Here is a 13162-nt window from a genome sequence, read left to right on the forward strand (position 1 = left end):
AGTCCCTCAAGTCCCTCTGGATGCCTCAGTGGTGCTTCGGGTTGTAGGTGGCTTCCTTCACCGCGAGGTCGACCTTGACCGGGTCGGCCTTCTCGAAGTGCAGCTCGACGGTGACCTTTTCGCCCTGCTGGGGCTTCTTCTTGAGGCCCATGAACATGATGTGGTTGCCGCCGCGTTCGAGGTCCAGCTCGCCGCCCGCCGGGATGTCGAAGGACGTCACCTCCCGCATCTTCTGGTTCTTCGTCTCGTGGATGGTGATGTTGTCCGAGAGCTCGCTGGTGACCTTGGTGAGCTTGTCGGCGGTCTTGCCATCGTTCTTGACGATCAGGAAGCCGCCGGCCATGTCGCTGGTCGGCACCGGCATGAACGCGTCGCTCACCTGGAGCTTCGGCTTGGCGTCGGCGCTGTCCGAGCAGCCCGCGAGGGCCAGGCCCGCGGACAGGGCTATGACGGCGGCGACGGACGAGCGGGCGGCGTGGGTGGTGCGGCGGTTCACGGGTTCTCCCCCTTGATGATCTTCGGCAGGTCCTTCATGTAGTCGGCGACCTTCGCGTCCTGGCCGTACAGGACGTAGCCCTGGTCGGTCTTGGGGGAGAAGGCGATGACCTGGGCCCCATGCATGGAGACGACCTTGCCGTCCTTGTCCTTGCTGGGCGGGTCGATGCCGATGCCGATCTGCCGGGCGCCCTTCTGGATGGTGGCGAAGTCGCCGGTCAGCCCGATGAAGGACGGGTCCTGGCCCTTGAGCCACTTGCCGAGCGAGGCGGGGGTGTCGCGCTCGGGGTCGGTCGTCACGAAGACGACCCGGAGCCTGTCCTGGTCGGCCTTGGGCAGCGCCTTCTTGGCGACGGCGATGTTGCCCATGGTGAGCGGGCAGACGTCCGGGCAGTTGGTGTAGCCGAAGTAGATGAGCGTCGGCCTGCCCTTGGTCTCGGCGCGGAAGTCGAACTTCTTGCCGTCAGTGTCGGTGAGGACGAAGTCGGGCTTGGCGAACGGCCGGTCGAGCAACGTCGCGGCCTGGGTCTTCGCCGGGGCGGAGACATCGGCGACGGGGCTGTTGGAGCCCTTGTCGCCGCTGTCGCCGCACGCGGTCAGGGTGAGCGCCGCTGCCGCCGCCAGAGCGGCGGCAGTCAGCGCGGTCTTGGTGCGCATGGGGTGATTTTCCGGTCTTTTCCGGTGGAAGGGGTGCAGGTGACGGATCAGGCGGAGCGTCGGCGCCCGGCGAACACGCCGAAGGCCACTCCGGCGACGCCGACGGCGATGCCCACGGCGCCCAGGACACGGGCGGTGGTGTCGGTGTCCGAGGAGGAGGCTTCGGGCTTCGCGGCGGCCGCGTCCTTGTCGGCGGCGGGCGCCGCGCCGCCGTGGCCCGCGGCGGCGGCGCTCAGCTTGAGGGTCGGCGCCGGGTTCGCGGGCTCGGCCGCGCCCTGCTGTGGCTCCTGGATCCAGCGCACGACCTCGTTGTTGTCGTAGGTCTGGAGCGCCTTGAAGACGAGCTGGTCGGTGTCGCTGGGCAGCGAGCCGATGGAGAGCGGGAACTTCTGGAACTGGCCGGCCTCGATGGTTCCGCCGCTCCACGTCACCTTGGTGACGGCCTCGTTGATCTGCTTGCCGTGCACGGTCAGCGGCTTGTCGAGCTTGGACTTGGTGACCTCGACGTTCCAGCCCGGCACCGGCTGCGGCATGACGGACGCCAGCGGGTGGTCGGCCGGCAGGTTGACCTCGACCTTGACCGTCTTGGCGTTGTCGCGCTCGTTGGGGACCTTGAAGTCGACGACGGCGTAACCGCCCTTGGCGGCCGCCCCCTCGGGCTGCACGGTGACGTGGGCGAAGGCCGTTCCCGAGAGCAGCAGGACGGAACCGGCGGCGACGGAGCCGACGAGGGCGGTACGGGTGCGCGAACGGGCAGCGTTCATGGCAGAGACACTCCAGTGAGCAGGAAGGGTGGGGTACGTCCACCGCGCACGGGTGCGCGGGGACCCGCGACACCACTCCTGCGGTACGTGAGGGGAGTGGGCCGCGTTCAGGCAGCGAGGGCGTACGCGGCGGGCGGCCCGCGCCTGATCACCGAGTGCTGGAGTGCGGCCCCGGGCAGCGGGGCCGTGTCGCCGGGGTCCCCGGGGGTGAGGCGGGGGCCGTTTCCGGCGGTCGCCGAGAGCCCGGCGCACAGGGCCCCCACGAAGGACAGGGCCCGGCGCAGGGAGCGTACGGAGGCGGCCTCGGCCACCGCGGTGACGGACTGGGCGGCCAGCCGTACCGCCCCGAACAGGGCGATCTCGCCGCGCCGCAGCAGCCAGCCGGTGGCGAGCGCCGCGAGCAGGTGGCAGAGCAGCATCGGCAGGGTGGGCAGCAGCGAGGCGGCGAGCGACGCCGACTCCATGCCGGTGCCCGAGGCGCCCCGCGCCATCGGACCCATGCCGGCCATGTGGGACATGCCGGCCATCGAGGCGTGCCCGGCGCCGCTGATCCTGGCCGGGTCGATGCCCGCGTCCGTGACGATGCGCTGGGCGTCGGCCGCGGTGAGGGATGCGGCGCCGCTTCCGCAGATCAGCTTGGCGGCGAAGTGGATCAGCGGCAGGTCGCCGGTGGATCCGGTGCCGGAAGCGGCCGCCGTGTGCTGGCCGATGCCGAAGAGCGTGTGCAGGCCCAGCTGTCCGGCCGCGAGTGCGCCCGAGATGGACGCCAGCGACCGCTCCCGTCCGGCGAGCGGGGCCACCACGGCGAAGACCCCGAGGAAACCGGCGAGCAGCGTCCACCAGGGGACGCTCGCACAGGCCGCCATGACGTGCCCCATCGCGGACAGCACGACGCAGACCGCGGCGAACACCGCGGCCCGGAGCAGCCGGAGACCGGCGCCTGCTGGGGCGTGGAGGGGAGACATGGCGGGGCCATCATCGCACTGCGCTTACCCGCCCCATACGGCAGGTCCGGAAGGTCACCCTTTGGTAGGAGGCGGGGCCGCGACACGTCGGAGGAGAAGGTTCCGGGGGCTTTACACCGGCGTGCGGGGCGCGTACATCCGCCGAATGGGCGCCATCACGTCAAGTGGGCGCTTACGGAGGGTGTCTTGCGGCAATACTGCGGCCGTAGGGAGAAGGAACTCTGTCGAGCCGCAGCGCCGCAGCCAGGAGGCTGGAGCATGAGCATCTGGTGGTCTCTCCACTTGAGGCGCGAGGCGGCGAGCGTTCCGCTCGCCCGCCGTCTTCTGCTCGGCACGATGGAAACCGCCGGGGTCGATCCCGACATCTCCTACGACCTGTCGGTCGCCCTCAGCGAGGCCTGCGCCAACGCGGTGGAGCACGGCGGGGACACGGGCTCGGGCAGCGCGTCGGCGGACTACCGGGTGACCGCCTATCTCGACGGCGAGAAGTGCCGCATCGAGGTCGCCGACTCGGGTCCGGGCTTCCCGGCGCGGTGCGGCCGGCGCGCCCCCGCCCCTGCCAGGTCCGCCCTGGCCGAACACGGCAGGGGCCTCGGCCTGATCGAGCAGCTCGCCGACCATGTGCACTTCAGAAACCGGCCCGGCCGGGGCGCGGTGGTCAGCTTCGACAAGATGCTGAAATGGCGCGAGGGCGCGCTGCTCAAGGTGTCCTGAGCGGCGCGCCCTGGGGCGCTGACACGTCGTGGTGCGGCAGGCGCCTGATCAGGCCTGCTTGACCTGGGCCATCCACGCCTCGACCTCGTCGGAGCGGCGCGGCAGCGCGGCGGACAGGTTCACATGGCCGTCCTCGGTGACGAGGATGTCGTCCTCGATCCGCACGCCGATGCCCCGGTACTCCTCGGGCACGGTGAGGTCGTCCGCCTGGAAGTACAGGCCGGGCTCGACGGTCAGGCACATGCCGGGCTCCAGGTCGCCGCCGACGTACGTCTCGGTGCGCGCGGCCGCGCAGTCGTGGACGTCCATGCCGAGCATGTGACCGGTGCCGTGCAGGGTCCAGCGGCGCTGGAGGCCGAGCTCCAGGACCTTGTCGACGTCCAGGTCGCCGAGCAGGCCCCACGAGACGAGCTTCTCGGCGAGCACGCGCTGGGCGGCGTCGTGGAAGTCGCGGTAGGGCGCGCCCGGCTTCACCGCCGCGATGCCGGCTTCCTGGGCCTCGTACACCGCGTCGTAGATCTTGCGCTGGAGCGGCGAGAAGGTGCCGTTGATCGGCAGGGTGCGGGTGATGTCGGCGGTGTAGAGCTCGTTGGTCTCCACGCCGGCGTCCAGGAGCAGCAGGTCGCCGGAGCGGACCTCGCCGTTGTTGCGGACCCAGTGCAGCGTGGTGGCGTGCGGGCCCGCGGCGCAGATCGAGCCGTAGCCGATGTCGTTGCCCTCGACGCGGGCGCGCAGGAAGAACGTTCCTTCGATGTAGCGCTCGCTGGTCGCCTCGGCCTTGTCGAGCACCTTGACGACGTCCTCGAAGCCGCGCGCGGTCGCGTCGCACGCCTTCTGGAGCTCGGCGATCTCGAACGCGTCCTTCACCAGGCGCGCCTCGGAGAGGTACACCCGCAGCTCTTCGTCGCGCTCGGCGGTGACCTTGTCGGTCAGCGCGGCCTCGATGGAGGCGTCGTGGCCCCGTACGCACCGGACCGGGCCGGTGGCCTCCGTGAGGGCCGCGGCCAGCTCGCGGACGTCCTTGGCGGGCAGTCCGAGCAGCTGCTCGGCCTCGGCCAGGGAGTGGCGGCGGCCGACCCACAGCTCGCCGGTGCCGGACAGCCAGAACTCGCCGTTCTCGCGGTTGGAGCGCGGCAGCAGATAGAGCGTCGCCTCGTGGCCCTCGCCCGTGGGCTCCAGGACGAGTACGCCGTCCTCCGTCTGGTCGCCGGTCAGATACGCGTACTCGGTGGACGCGCGGAAGCTGTACTCGGTGTCGTTGGAGCGGGTCCTGAGGTTGCCCGCGGGGATCACCAGACGCTCGCCCGGGAAGCGCCTGGAGAGCGCGGCGCGGCGGTCGGCGGTGTGGCCGGCCTGCGCGATCGGCTCCAGGCCGCGCAGCTCGGTGTCGGCCCAGCCGGTCTTCATGTTCTCCGCCAGCTCGTCGGAGACGCCCGGGTACAGGCCGTTCTTCCGCTGCTGGATCGGCTTCTCGTCGGTGGTCTCTTCCGGGGTCGCCGGGCTGAGCTCCTCAGACACGTCTGCTCCTTGATACGACACTGGGCCGTCCTCCATCGTACGGGCGTACGGAAGGGGGTCCAGGGTCGTAGTGCCTCTTACCTCGGCTAGGCGAAGCGGGCGGCGAGCATCACCACGTCCTCGGCGCCGTCCGCCGCGTCGAGGCCGTCGGGCAGCACGGTGCGCAGCACATGGTCGAGCACGGCGTCCGGGTCGTCCCGCAGCGACCTCGGCACGCTCGCGGCCGCCGCGTGCAGCCGGGCGAAGGCGCGGTCCATGGGGTCGCCGGTGCGGTGCAGCAGGCCGTCCGTGTACAGCAGCACCGTTTCTCCTGGCTCGGGCGCGATCTCCACGCTCGGCGCCTCCCAGCAGGCCAGCATGCCCAGCGGCGCCGAGAGCGAGGTCTCCACGAACTCGGTGCGCCGGTCCCCGATGATCAGTGGCGGGGCGTGCCCGGCGCCGGCGAGCACGATGGTGCGCCGGGCGGGCTCGCAGTAGGCGAACAGGGCGGTGGCCGAGCGGGCGGGCTCGGTCAGGCGCAGCAGCAGTTCGAGGTCGGAGAGGACGGCGACGGGGTCCTCGCCCTCCATGACGGCGTACGCCCGCAGGCTCGCGCGCAGCCGGCCCATCGCGGCCACGGCGCTCGGCCCCGCGCCGGTGACGGAGCCGACCGCGAGTCCGAGCGCCCCCTCGGGCAGGGGCAGCGCGTCGTACCAGTCGCCGCCGCCGCGCGGTGTCGTGCGGTGGCGGGCGGCGAGCTGGACCCGGGCGACCCGGGGCAGCCGGCTGGGCAGCAGTTCCTCGGCGACGGTGGCCACATGGGTACGGGCCCGGTCCAGTTCGACCAGGCGCGCCAGGTGTTCGCTCGCGTACCGCATGTAGAGACCGACCAGGTGCCGCTGGCGTTCGACGGGTTCCGCGCTCTCGTCGTAGAGCCAGACGGCGGCGCCCAGTCGACCGGCGCCCTCGGTGGTCAGGGGCAGCGCGTAGCTGGCGGCGTAGCCGAGGCGGGCGGCGACCTCGCGGTGGCGGGGGTCGATTCCGTCCGGGTCGGCCATGAGGTCGGGGCCGCCGTCCCCGTCGGGCAGGCCGTCCAGGATCCTGCCGTACGCGGTGGCGCTGCGCGGCACGGTCTCGATGTGGCCGAGGTCGGCGTGGGCGAGCCCCAGGCCGGTGGTGTTGGCGGGGCCCAGGCCGTCGGCGGGTTCCAGGACGACCAGGCCCCTGCGGGCCCCGACCAGGGCGGCGCCCGCCTTGAGGAGCTCGTTCAGGGCCGCTTCGAGGGCGGTGGTGCGGGCGAGGCGTTCGGTGAGTTCGTGCAGCGTGGTGAGGTCGGAGACCCAACCGGCGAGGCGGTCCTGGAGCACTGCTCCGGGCGGGGTGTGGGCGCTGGGTGAGGGCAGAGGCGCATGAGTGTGCGCGGGAGACGGAACGGCTGGATCGATTCCAGCCACTTTCGGCAGGTGAGGGGCGCTCATAGCAGCCGGCTTTCCGACTGGACGATTCTGCTCAATAGCATCGCAAACCCCCATGTCATTCTGCGCCGCCATCAATGCATCCACATGTACACGCACAAGTGAGGGGATGTCCAGCATTGTCATAGCGGGACTATTGGTGTCCGTGGGGCTTCCAACTTGGCCGAAAAATGGCCCTGGTGACGCAGGACTGGGGTCGACTGAAGCCGTTCAACTGCGCGTCGTTTCAACCGCGTTGGGTACGTAATCGGTGTGGTCCGGGGCAGTTGAGGATGCCCCGGAACCTTGTGGCCGGGCTCAGCGTCTTAGGAGCCGAGCGACCAGGCCGCGCCCCCGAGCGGCGGGGTTTTTGCACACAGGACGGCAAGCGCCACGTACGCGCCACCCTTCGCCATGCTTTAAATGGTTACGGGCAGTGGCCGTCGCAACTCGTGGTGACCGCCCATGTTCGGGCCTGGCGGATTTCTCCTCCCGCAGGCCCACAGAGCACGTACGCGCAGTGAAGAGATGCACACCTGTTGTGATGTGGACTCGGCGTTCAACGGAAAGGAACGAGCGCCCATGCGCGAGATCCTCGGAAGGCGACGCAGGTTCCGGCTCCGGCGCAGTGAAAGGGCTGCTCAGCTCGGCGCCGCGCTGACCTGTGCGACCCGATGGAAATGGCCCGTGCTCCCCGGTGTGGGACTGGCCGCGGACGGCCGCGGCTGTGCCTGTCCCGACCCTGAATGTGTGGTGCCCGGGGCGCACCCCTTCGACCCCGTCCTGCTCGCGGCGACCACCGACGAGCGCATGATCCGCTGGTGGTGGACGAACCGGCCCACCGCGCCGGTCCTGCTCGCCACCGGTGCCGGCGCGCCCTGCGCGATCAGCCTTCCGGCCGCCGCCGGAGCCCGGGCGCTCGCCGCCCTCGACTCCATGGGCGTACGGCTCGGCCCGGTCGTGGCGAGCCCCACCCGGTGGTCGCTCCTGGTGGCTCCGTACTCGATGGAGCGCCTGGGCGAGCTGCTCTACTCCAAGGACTGGGTGCCCAGTTCGCTGCGTTTCCACAGCGAGGGCGGATATCTGGTGCTGCCCCCGTCGCGGACCGGCAAGGGGAAGCTCCGCTGGGAGCGTCCCCCGCTGGGGGCCGCCGGGCCCTGGCTGCCGGATGTGGAGGCGGTGGTGGACGCGCTGGTCGAGGCGAGCACCAGCGCACCGGACGGCGGGAGCCGGCTGGCGTACTGAGAGCGGGGCGGGCCCGGGAGGCGTGTGAGCCGGGACGCCCAATGAGCGAGAAGGCGGTCCGGTTCCCGGGCCGCCTTCACTCTTTCGGGTGCGAGCGGGCCCTGGTTGTACGGGAATTGGGCGCGCGCATCGCGGGGCGCCCGGTTTCCGTGGATATCTTCGGCCCACCATCAGGAATTCCAGGGCAGGCGGGTCCCTCCATGAATCTCCAGCACCTCCGCATGGCCGGGCTCACCGCCGTCGTCGTGGGCACCGTTCTGCTGCCGCTGGCCGCCTCCGCCGGAGTCGCCGGGGGGCCCGAGAAGAACGGCGCCACGGATGACGCAAAAAGCCCCCTCGCGCAAGCCCCCGTACGGGTGAACAAGCCACTGGGCCGGTCCGTGCAGGACGCGGCCGCACAGTGCGGCCCCGAACTGGTCTCCCCCGAAGGGGTCGAGGCGCAGACCTGTGTGCTGGGCCGGGGGCGCGACACCTGGGCGCGTACCTACTACCGCAACGCCACCGGGCAGGAGCTGCGCGCGGTGCTGACGCTGATGGGCCCGGGCGGGCGGACCATCGAGACGAACTGCCAGGTCGAGGCCGACGACCAGCCCAATTCCTGTGAGACCCCGCGCGAGGCTTTCCCGGGCCGGCCCACGGAGGCGGGGGCGTATTCGGCGGTGTCGGAGTTCTCGGAGGCGGGAGAGGACTCACCGCTGCTCCTGCGTTCCGGAAGCAACTCGACGGAACCGGCGGCTCGTTGACCGAGCCCGCACATGGAAGGGCCCGGTCGCTGGCGACGGGGGATGCACCAGCGACCGGGCTCTTAGAACCGTAACAAGAGATCGGTCGTTCGCAAATTCGATCTCGGTAATTCGGACACCGATTTACCTGTGAGTACGGGGAGTTGTGACAGGAGTCACCTGGCGGCGGCCCCCCGTCGCACCCGCCGTCACTCTCAGCTGAGGGTCACTTGGCGGTTGGTGAGGCCGCCGCGCGCCCGGCGCTCCTCCGCCGTGAGGGGCTCCTCGACGGCGAGCGCCGCGGCGAGTCGCTCGGCGAACTCGGCGGCCGGCTTCTCGCACTCCTCGGCGCCCATCCCGGCCGGCAGGTCCCACACCGGCACGGTCAGGCCGTGGGCCCGGAAGGAGCCGACGAGACGGGTGCCCTCGCCGAGCGAGGACGTACCGGCCGCGTGCAGCCGCGCCAGCGCGTCGAGCAGCTTCTCCTCGGGGTGCGGCATGACCCACCGCAGGTGGTTCTTCTCCGGGGTCTCGCACCAGTACGAGGAGTCGACCGACGTCAGCCGCACGGTCGGGATCGCGGCCGCGTTGGCGCGCTCCAGGGAGGCTGCCACCTCGGTCGCGGCGCTCTCCGCGTCCGGCACCCAGAACTCGAAGCCGCTGTGCACCTCGGGCTCGAACGCGGCGTCCGGGTCGAGCAGGTCCTGAAGGCGTACGCCGTCGGACTCGGCGCGCTGGGCCGCGACCGGCGAGCCGGGCTCGGCGACCAGGGCGCGCCGCAAAGTGTCGGCGAGGTCGCGGCTGAGGTCGCCGGAGGGCGTGTCGTTCTGGAGGCCGAGCAGCACGGACCCGTCCTCGCGGCGCAGCGCGGGCCACGCCATCGGCAGCACGGTCGCCAGCGTCACGGACGGCACGCCCTCGGGCAGCCCGTCCTTCAGGGTCAGCGGGACGGTCGCGGCCGGGACCAGTTCGCGCAGCGCGACCCAGTCGCACTCGCCGGCCAGGCCCTCGAAGGGGCGCTGGACCAGCTCGGTCACGGCGTGCGAGGCGGCACGGCCGTGACAGGCCTTGTAACGGCGGCCGGAGCCGCAGGGGCAGGGCTCACGAGCCCCGACGACCGGGATTTCCCCGTCGCTGATCTGCGGCTTGGCGGCCTTCGCCTGGGGACGCTTCTTGGCCATGGTGGGGCTCACTCCCGACTGCGGTGGTGCGGTGTCGCTGTGTCGGGCGCGAGCCTAGCCGCACGGACCGGCCCGGGGCGGCTCCACTGTTCTCCCGGGCCCGGGACGTGCGCCCGAATCCTCGGTGCGGGCCGCGTCCGTCCGGGGCGGGCCCGCGGCTCCTCAGTCCATGTCGTCGAACGCGTCCGCGAACTCCAGGCCGGCCGCCGGGCCCGCAACGCGCGTAGCGAAATCGTCGCGACGGGGCCCCGCGATGAGGATCACCCACACGGTGACCTCGCCGGACGCGCTGTCCCGGACGCCCCAGTCCTGGGCGAGGGCGCTGATGATGTTCAGCCCCCGGCCGCCGCGCGCGGTCACCGAAGGTGTCGCGGGGACGGGCCTGGTCGGGCCGCCTCCGTCGGTCACCTCGACCGTCAGTCGTCCTGCCTTGTCGACGCGCCAGGCCGCCCGGATGTCGCCATCGCCTATGTCGGACCGCCCCAGCGGCCTGCCGTGCCGGCAGGCATTGCTGAGCAGTTCGGACAGGATCAGAACGGCATCGTCCACGACCGGCTCGGACACCCCGCTGCCGAGCAACTGCTCGCGCATCCGGTGTCTTGCCTTGCCCACGCCCGCAGGGCCATGGGGTACGGCCATGCTCGACGACGTGGGCACCTCCTGTGCCACCACCAACGCCACCCCCGAGACCTCCTTCGCCCCACGCCACGGTGTGGATGCCCCAATGGACTGGACCGGAAACCGGCCAACCATGGACGGGAGACGCATTCGTCACGGTCGAATACGGAGCGAACGCGCCGGTGCACTCCCTGTAACGGCCGTTAAATGCGGCCCAGTTGGGACAACACCTGTTTCGGGCGGTTGGTGATGATTGCCTCCACTCCGAGGCTTACGCACAGGTCCACGTCCTCGGGTTCGTTCACCGTCCAGACGTGCACACGGTGTCCCGCACGGTGCAACCGCTCGATGTACGCGGGGTGGTTGCGCACGATCCGCATGCCCGGGCCCGCGATCCGCGCCCCCGCGGGCAGCCGGCCGTCGCGCAGGCGCGGCGAGAGGAACTGCATCAGGTAGACGGTCGGGATGTCGGGTGCGGCCGCCGCCACCCGGTGCAGGGAGCGCGCGGAGAAACTCATGATGCGCACCGGGGAGGTTTCACCGGCCGGCGGCGGCTCAGTGAGGCCGAACCTCTTGAGGAGGTGCAGCAGACGCTCCTCGACCTGGCCGGCCCAGCGGGTGGGGTGCTTGGTCTCGATGGCCAGCTCGACCCGCCGCCCCGCGTCCGCGACGAGTTCGAGCAGCCGCTCCAGGGTCAGTACGGACGTGAACTCGCGGTCCCCCCAGTCCGGGCTCTCCTCGCTGTCCTTCCACGAGCCGAAGTCGAGCGCGGCGAGGTCGGAGAGTTCCAGGGTGGACACGGCGCCGCGTCCGTTGGAGGTGCGGTTCACCCGCCGGTCGTGGACGCAGACGAGCTGTCCGTCGGCGGTGAGGCGGACATCGCATTCCAGGGCGTCGGCCCCGTCCTCGATCGCCTTCACATACGCGGCGAGCGTGTGCTCGGGGGCGTCCTCGGAGGCTCCTCGGTGGGCCACCACCTGGACGGGGGCGCGGTCTGGGCTGTGCGGGCTGTGCTGCCGTGCTTGGGTCACCGCGCCATCGTGCCACCGCCGGTGCACAGGTTGGCGCACGAATACACAGCTCCTGCTTACAGTGGCCTGACGTGCGGTGGGAAAAGCTGAGCGGAGTCATCCACACGTGCGGGGTCCGATGTCGGACCCCAGGCGCACCATGGTGGTCACCGAGTCCCGCGCCGGTACCCGGTGGCGACGCCGAGCACCGCCCGCACCGCCGACACCCCGCCCGCAAGACCGTCCCCAAGACCGACTGGAAACCGAGGAGAGCAAGCTGTGAGCACCGAGAACGAGGGCACCGCGGTCCCGGCCGTCCCGCCTGCCCCGTCGTCTGCACCTGCTGCACCTCCCGCGCCCGCCGCACCCCCCGCCCCCGCGCCCGCCGAGGCGGAGCAGACCCAGGCCCACGGTGCCGTCCCGCACCCTGAAGGCTCGGCTCCGCACCCCGGCCCCGACCCGGCCACCGAGCCGATGCCCGCGACCCCGGGCACCCCGGCCCCGGCTTCGCCCCCGGCTCAGCAGGCGTACGGGGCGCACGAGTCGACGCCCTCGCAGGGCGGCGCGGGCTGGCCGCCTCCCCCGCCCACGCTCCCCTCCTACGGAGGCGGCGGCGCGGGACACGGAGGCGAGCCGTGGGGCGCCCCGCAGCCCCCGGCCCCGCGCAAGCGGGCCGGCGGACTGATCGCCGCCGTGGTCGCGGCCGCCCTGGTGGCCGGCGGGATCGGCGGCGCCATCGGTTACTTCGCCGCGGACCGCGAGGACAACGGCTCGGGCTCCACCACCGTCGCCTCCTCCAACACCCCCAAGGACTTCAAGCGCGACCCGGGCACGGTGGCGGGCGTGGCCGCCAACTCGCTGCCCAGCGTGGTGACGATCGAGGCCCAGGGCAACGACGGCGAGGGCGGCACGGGCACCGGCTTCATCTACGACAAGGAAGGCCACATCCTCACGAACAACCACGTGGTGGCCTCCGCGGCGAGCGGCGGCGGCAAGCTGTCCGCGACGTTCTCCAACGGCAAGAAGTACGACGCCGAGGTGGTGGGCCGCGCGCAGGGTTACGACGTGGCGGTCATCAAGCTGAAGAACGCCCCGGCGAACCTGAAGCCGCTCGCGCTCGGGGACTCCGACAAGGTGGCGGTCGGCGACTCGACCATCGCGATCGGCGCCCCCTTCGGCCTCTCCAACACCGTCACCACCGGCATCATCAGCGCCAAGAACCGCCCGGTGGCCTCCAGCGACGGCCAGAACTCCAAGGCCTCGTACATGAGCGCCCTCCAGACCGACGCCTCCATCAACCCGGGCAACTCGGGTGGCCCGCTGATCAATTCGGCCGGCGCGGTCATCGGTATCAACTCGGCGATCCAGTCGGCGGGCACCGGTGGCATGGGCCAGTCCCAGGCGGGCTCGATCGGCCTCGGCTTCGCCATCCCGATCAACCAGGCGAAGAACGTCGCGGAGCAGCTCATCAAGACCGGCCAGCCGGTCTACCCGGTGATCGGCGCCTCCGTCGGCATCCAGCAGGGCGGGCCGGGGGGCGGCGGCCCCGGAGGCGGTGGCGCCGGCGCGATCGACGGCGCGCAGATCTCCCAGCAGGGCAACGCGAGCCAGCAGCCGATCACCCCGGGCGGCCCGGCGGACAAGGCCGGCCTGAAGCCGGGCGACGTCATCACCAAGTTCGGGGACATGCCGATCGACAGCGGCCCGACGCTGATCAGCGAGATCTGGACGCACAAGCCGGGCGACCAGGTCCCCCTCACCTTCAAGCGCGACGGCAAGGAGTCCACGGTCACGATCACCCTGGGCGAACGCAAGGGCGACAGCAACTGACCGGTTGCCG

13 protein-coding genes are annotated in these 13162 nt (G+C 71.5%); 4 read left to right on the plus strand and 9 right to left on the minus strand.

Going from position 1 to position 13162, the window contains the following annotated elements; all coding sequences use genetic code 11:
• Positions 1-25: 25 nt before the first annotated feature.
• From N4G70_RS16390 to N4G70_RS16405, 4 genes are all read right to left on the minus strand, one after another.
• Positions 26-496 carry a copper chaperone PCu(A)C gene (locus N4G70_RS16390; protein WP_261713392.1) on the minus strand — a complete coding sequence of 157 codons (471 nt, stop codon included), beginning with the start codon at positions 494-496 and terminating at the stop codon, positions 26-28.
• The gene (locus tag N4G70_RS16395; RefSeq protein ID WP_261713393.1) at positions 493-1152 is read right to left on the minus strand and encodes an SCO family protein; all 660 of its coding nucleotides are present in this window, start codon (positions 1150-1152) and stop codon (positions 493-495) included. The genes N4G70_RS16390 and N4G70_RS16395 overlap by 4 nt, the downstream gene beginning before the upstream one ends.
• 47 nt (positions 1153-1199) lie before the next feature.
• Positions 1200-1916 carry a YcnI family protein gene (locus N4G70_RS16400; RefSeq protein WP_261713394.1) on the minus strand — a complete coding sequence of 239 codons (717 nt, stop codon included), beginning with the start codon at positions 1914-1916 and terminating at the stop codon, positions 1200-1202.
• Between the two features lie 107 nt (positions 1917-2023).
• A complete protein-coding gene (locus N4G70_RS16405; protein ID WP_261713395.1) occupies positions 2024-2881 on the minus strand; it encodes a hypothetical protein in 858 nt (285 codons plus the stop codon).
• Positions 2882-3139: 258 nt separating this feature from the next.
• Here N4G70_RS16405 and N4G70_RS16410 point away from each other — a divergent pair, with 258 nt between their 5' ends.
• Positions 3140-3595 (plus strand): ATP-binding protein, encoded by a 456-nt coding sequence (locus tag N4G70_RS16410; protein ID WP_261713396.1) that lies wholly within the window; start codon positions 3140-3142, stop codon positions 3593-3595.
• A 48-nt stretch (positions 3596-3643) separates the two neighbouring features.
• On the opposite strand, the gene N4G70_RS16415 is transcribed toward N4G70_RS16410, so the two are convergent.
• Positions 3644-5113 (minus strand): aminopeptidase P family protein, encoded by a 1470-nt coding sequence (locus N4G70_RS16415; RefSeq protein ID WP_261713397.1) that lies wholly within the window; start codon positions 5111-5113, stop codon positions 3644-3646.
• An 86-nt stretch (positions 5114-5199) separates the two neighbouring features.
• Positions 5200-6687, minus strand: a complete 1488-nt coding sequence (locus N4G70_RS16420) for a PP2C family protein-serine/threonine phosphatase (protein WP_261713565.1) — start codon at positions 6685-6687, stop codon at positions 5200-5202.
• Between the two features lie 441 nt (positions 6688-7128).
• On the opposite strand from N4G70_RS16420, the gene N4G70_RS16425 reads away from it, so the two are divergent.
• Together N4G70_RS16425 and N4G70_RS16430 are read left to right on the plus strand one after the other, a co-directional pair.
• Positions 7129-7791 carry a bifunctional DNA primase/polymerase gene (locus tag N4G70_RS16425; protein ID WP_261713398.1) on the plus strand — a complete coding sequence of 221 codons (663 nt, stop codon included), beginning with the start codon at positions 7129-7131 and terminating at the stop codon, positions 7789-7791.
• Positions 7792-7991: 200 nt separating this feature from the next.
• On the plus strand, positions 7992-8534 hold the full coding sequence (locus N4G70_RS16430; protein ID WP_261713399.1) for a hypothetical protein: 543 nt from the start codon (positions 7992-7994) through the stop codon (positions 8532-8534).
• A 194-nt stretch (positions 8535-8728) separates the two neighbouring features.
• Here the strand turns inward: N4G70_RS16430 and N4G70_RS16435 are convergent, their stop codons facing one another.
• The 3 genes from N4G70_RS16435 to N4G70_RS16445 form a co-directional block, all read right to left on the minus strand.
• Positions 8729-9694: a DUF5926 family protein gene (locus N4G70_RS16435; RefSeq protein WP_261713400.1), complete on the minus strand. Its 966-nt coding sequence runs from the start codon at positions 9692-9694 to the stop codon at positions 8729-8731.
• Between the two features lie 162 nt (positions 9695-9856).
• Complete coding sequence (locus N4G70_RS16440) at positions 9857-10462, minus strand: ATP-binding protein (protein ID WP_261713401.1); 606 nt, start codon at positions 10460-10462, stop codon at positions 9857-9859.
• Between the two features lie 53 nt (positions 10463-10515).
• Positions 10516-11343: a glycerophosphodiester phosphodiesterase gene (locus tag N4G70_RS16445; RefSeq protein ID WP_120727964.1), complete on the minus strand. Its 828-nt coding sequence runs from the start codon at positions 11341-11343 to the stop codon at positions 10516-10518.
• Positions 11344-11601: 258 nt separating this feature from the next.
• On the opposite strand from N4G70_RS16445, the gene N4G70_RS16450 reads away from it, so the two are divergent.
• Complete coding sequence (locus N4G70_RS16450; RefSeq protein ID WP_261713402.1) at positions 11602-13152, plus strand: S1C family serine protease; 1551 nt, start codon at positions 11602-11604, stop codon at positions 13150-13152.
• Positions 13153-13162 lie beyond the last annotated feature (10 nt).

This window comes from Streptomyces sp. ASQP_92 (assembly GCF_025399895.1).
Classification (GTDB): domain Bacteria; phylum Actinomycetota; class Actinomycetes; order Streptomycetales; family Streptomycetaceae; genus Streptomyces.

Coding starts and splice junctions, on each gene's coding strand:
- N4G70_RS16405 (WP_261713395.1), bottom strand. CDS start 2,881: ATGTCTCCCCTCCACGCCCCAGCAGGCGCCGGTCTCCGGCTGCTCCGG.
- N4G70_RS16395 (WP_261713393.1), bottom strand. CDS start 1,152: ATGCGCACCAAGACCGCGCTGACTGCCGCCGCTCTGGCGGCGGCAGCG.
- N4G70_RS16410 (WP_261713396.1), top strand. CDS start 3,140: ATGAGCATCTGGTGGTCTCTCCACTTGAGGCGCGAGGCGGCGAGCGTT.
- N4G70_RS16420 (WP_261713565.1), bottom strand. CDS start 6,687: ATGCTGGACATCCCCTCACTTGTGCGTGTACATGTGGATGCATTGATG.
- N4G70_RS16425 (WP_261713398.1), top strand. CDS start 7,129: ATGCGCGAGATCCTCGGAAGGCGACGCAGGTTCCGGCTCCGGCGCAGT.
- N4G70_RS16435 (WP_261713400.1), bottom strand. CDS start 9,694: ATGGCCAAGAAGCGTCCCCAGGCGAAGGCCGCCAAGCCGCAGATCAGC.
- N4G70_RS16400 (WP_261713394.1), bottom strand. CDS start 1,916: ATGAACGCTGCCCGTTCGCGCACCCGTACCGCCCTCGTCGGCTCCGTC.
- N4G70_RS16430 (WP_261713399.1), top strand. CDS start 7,992: ATGAATCTCCAGCACCTCCGCATGGCCGGGCTCACCGCCGTCGTCGTG.
- N4G70_RS16440 (WP_261713401.1), bottom strand. CDS start 10,462: ATGCGTCTCCCGTCCATGGTTGGCCGGTTTCCGGTCCAGTCCATTGGG.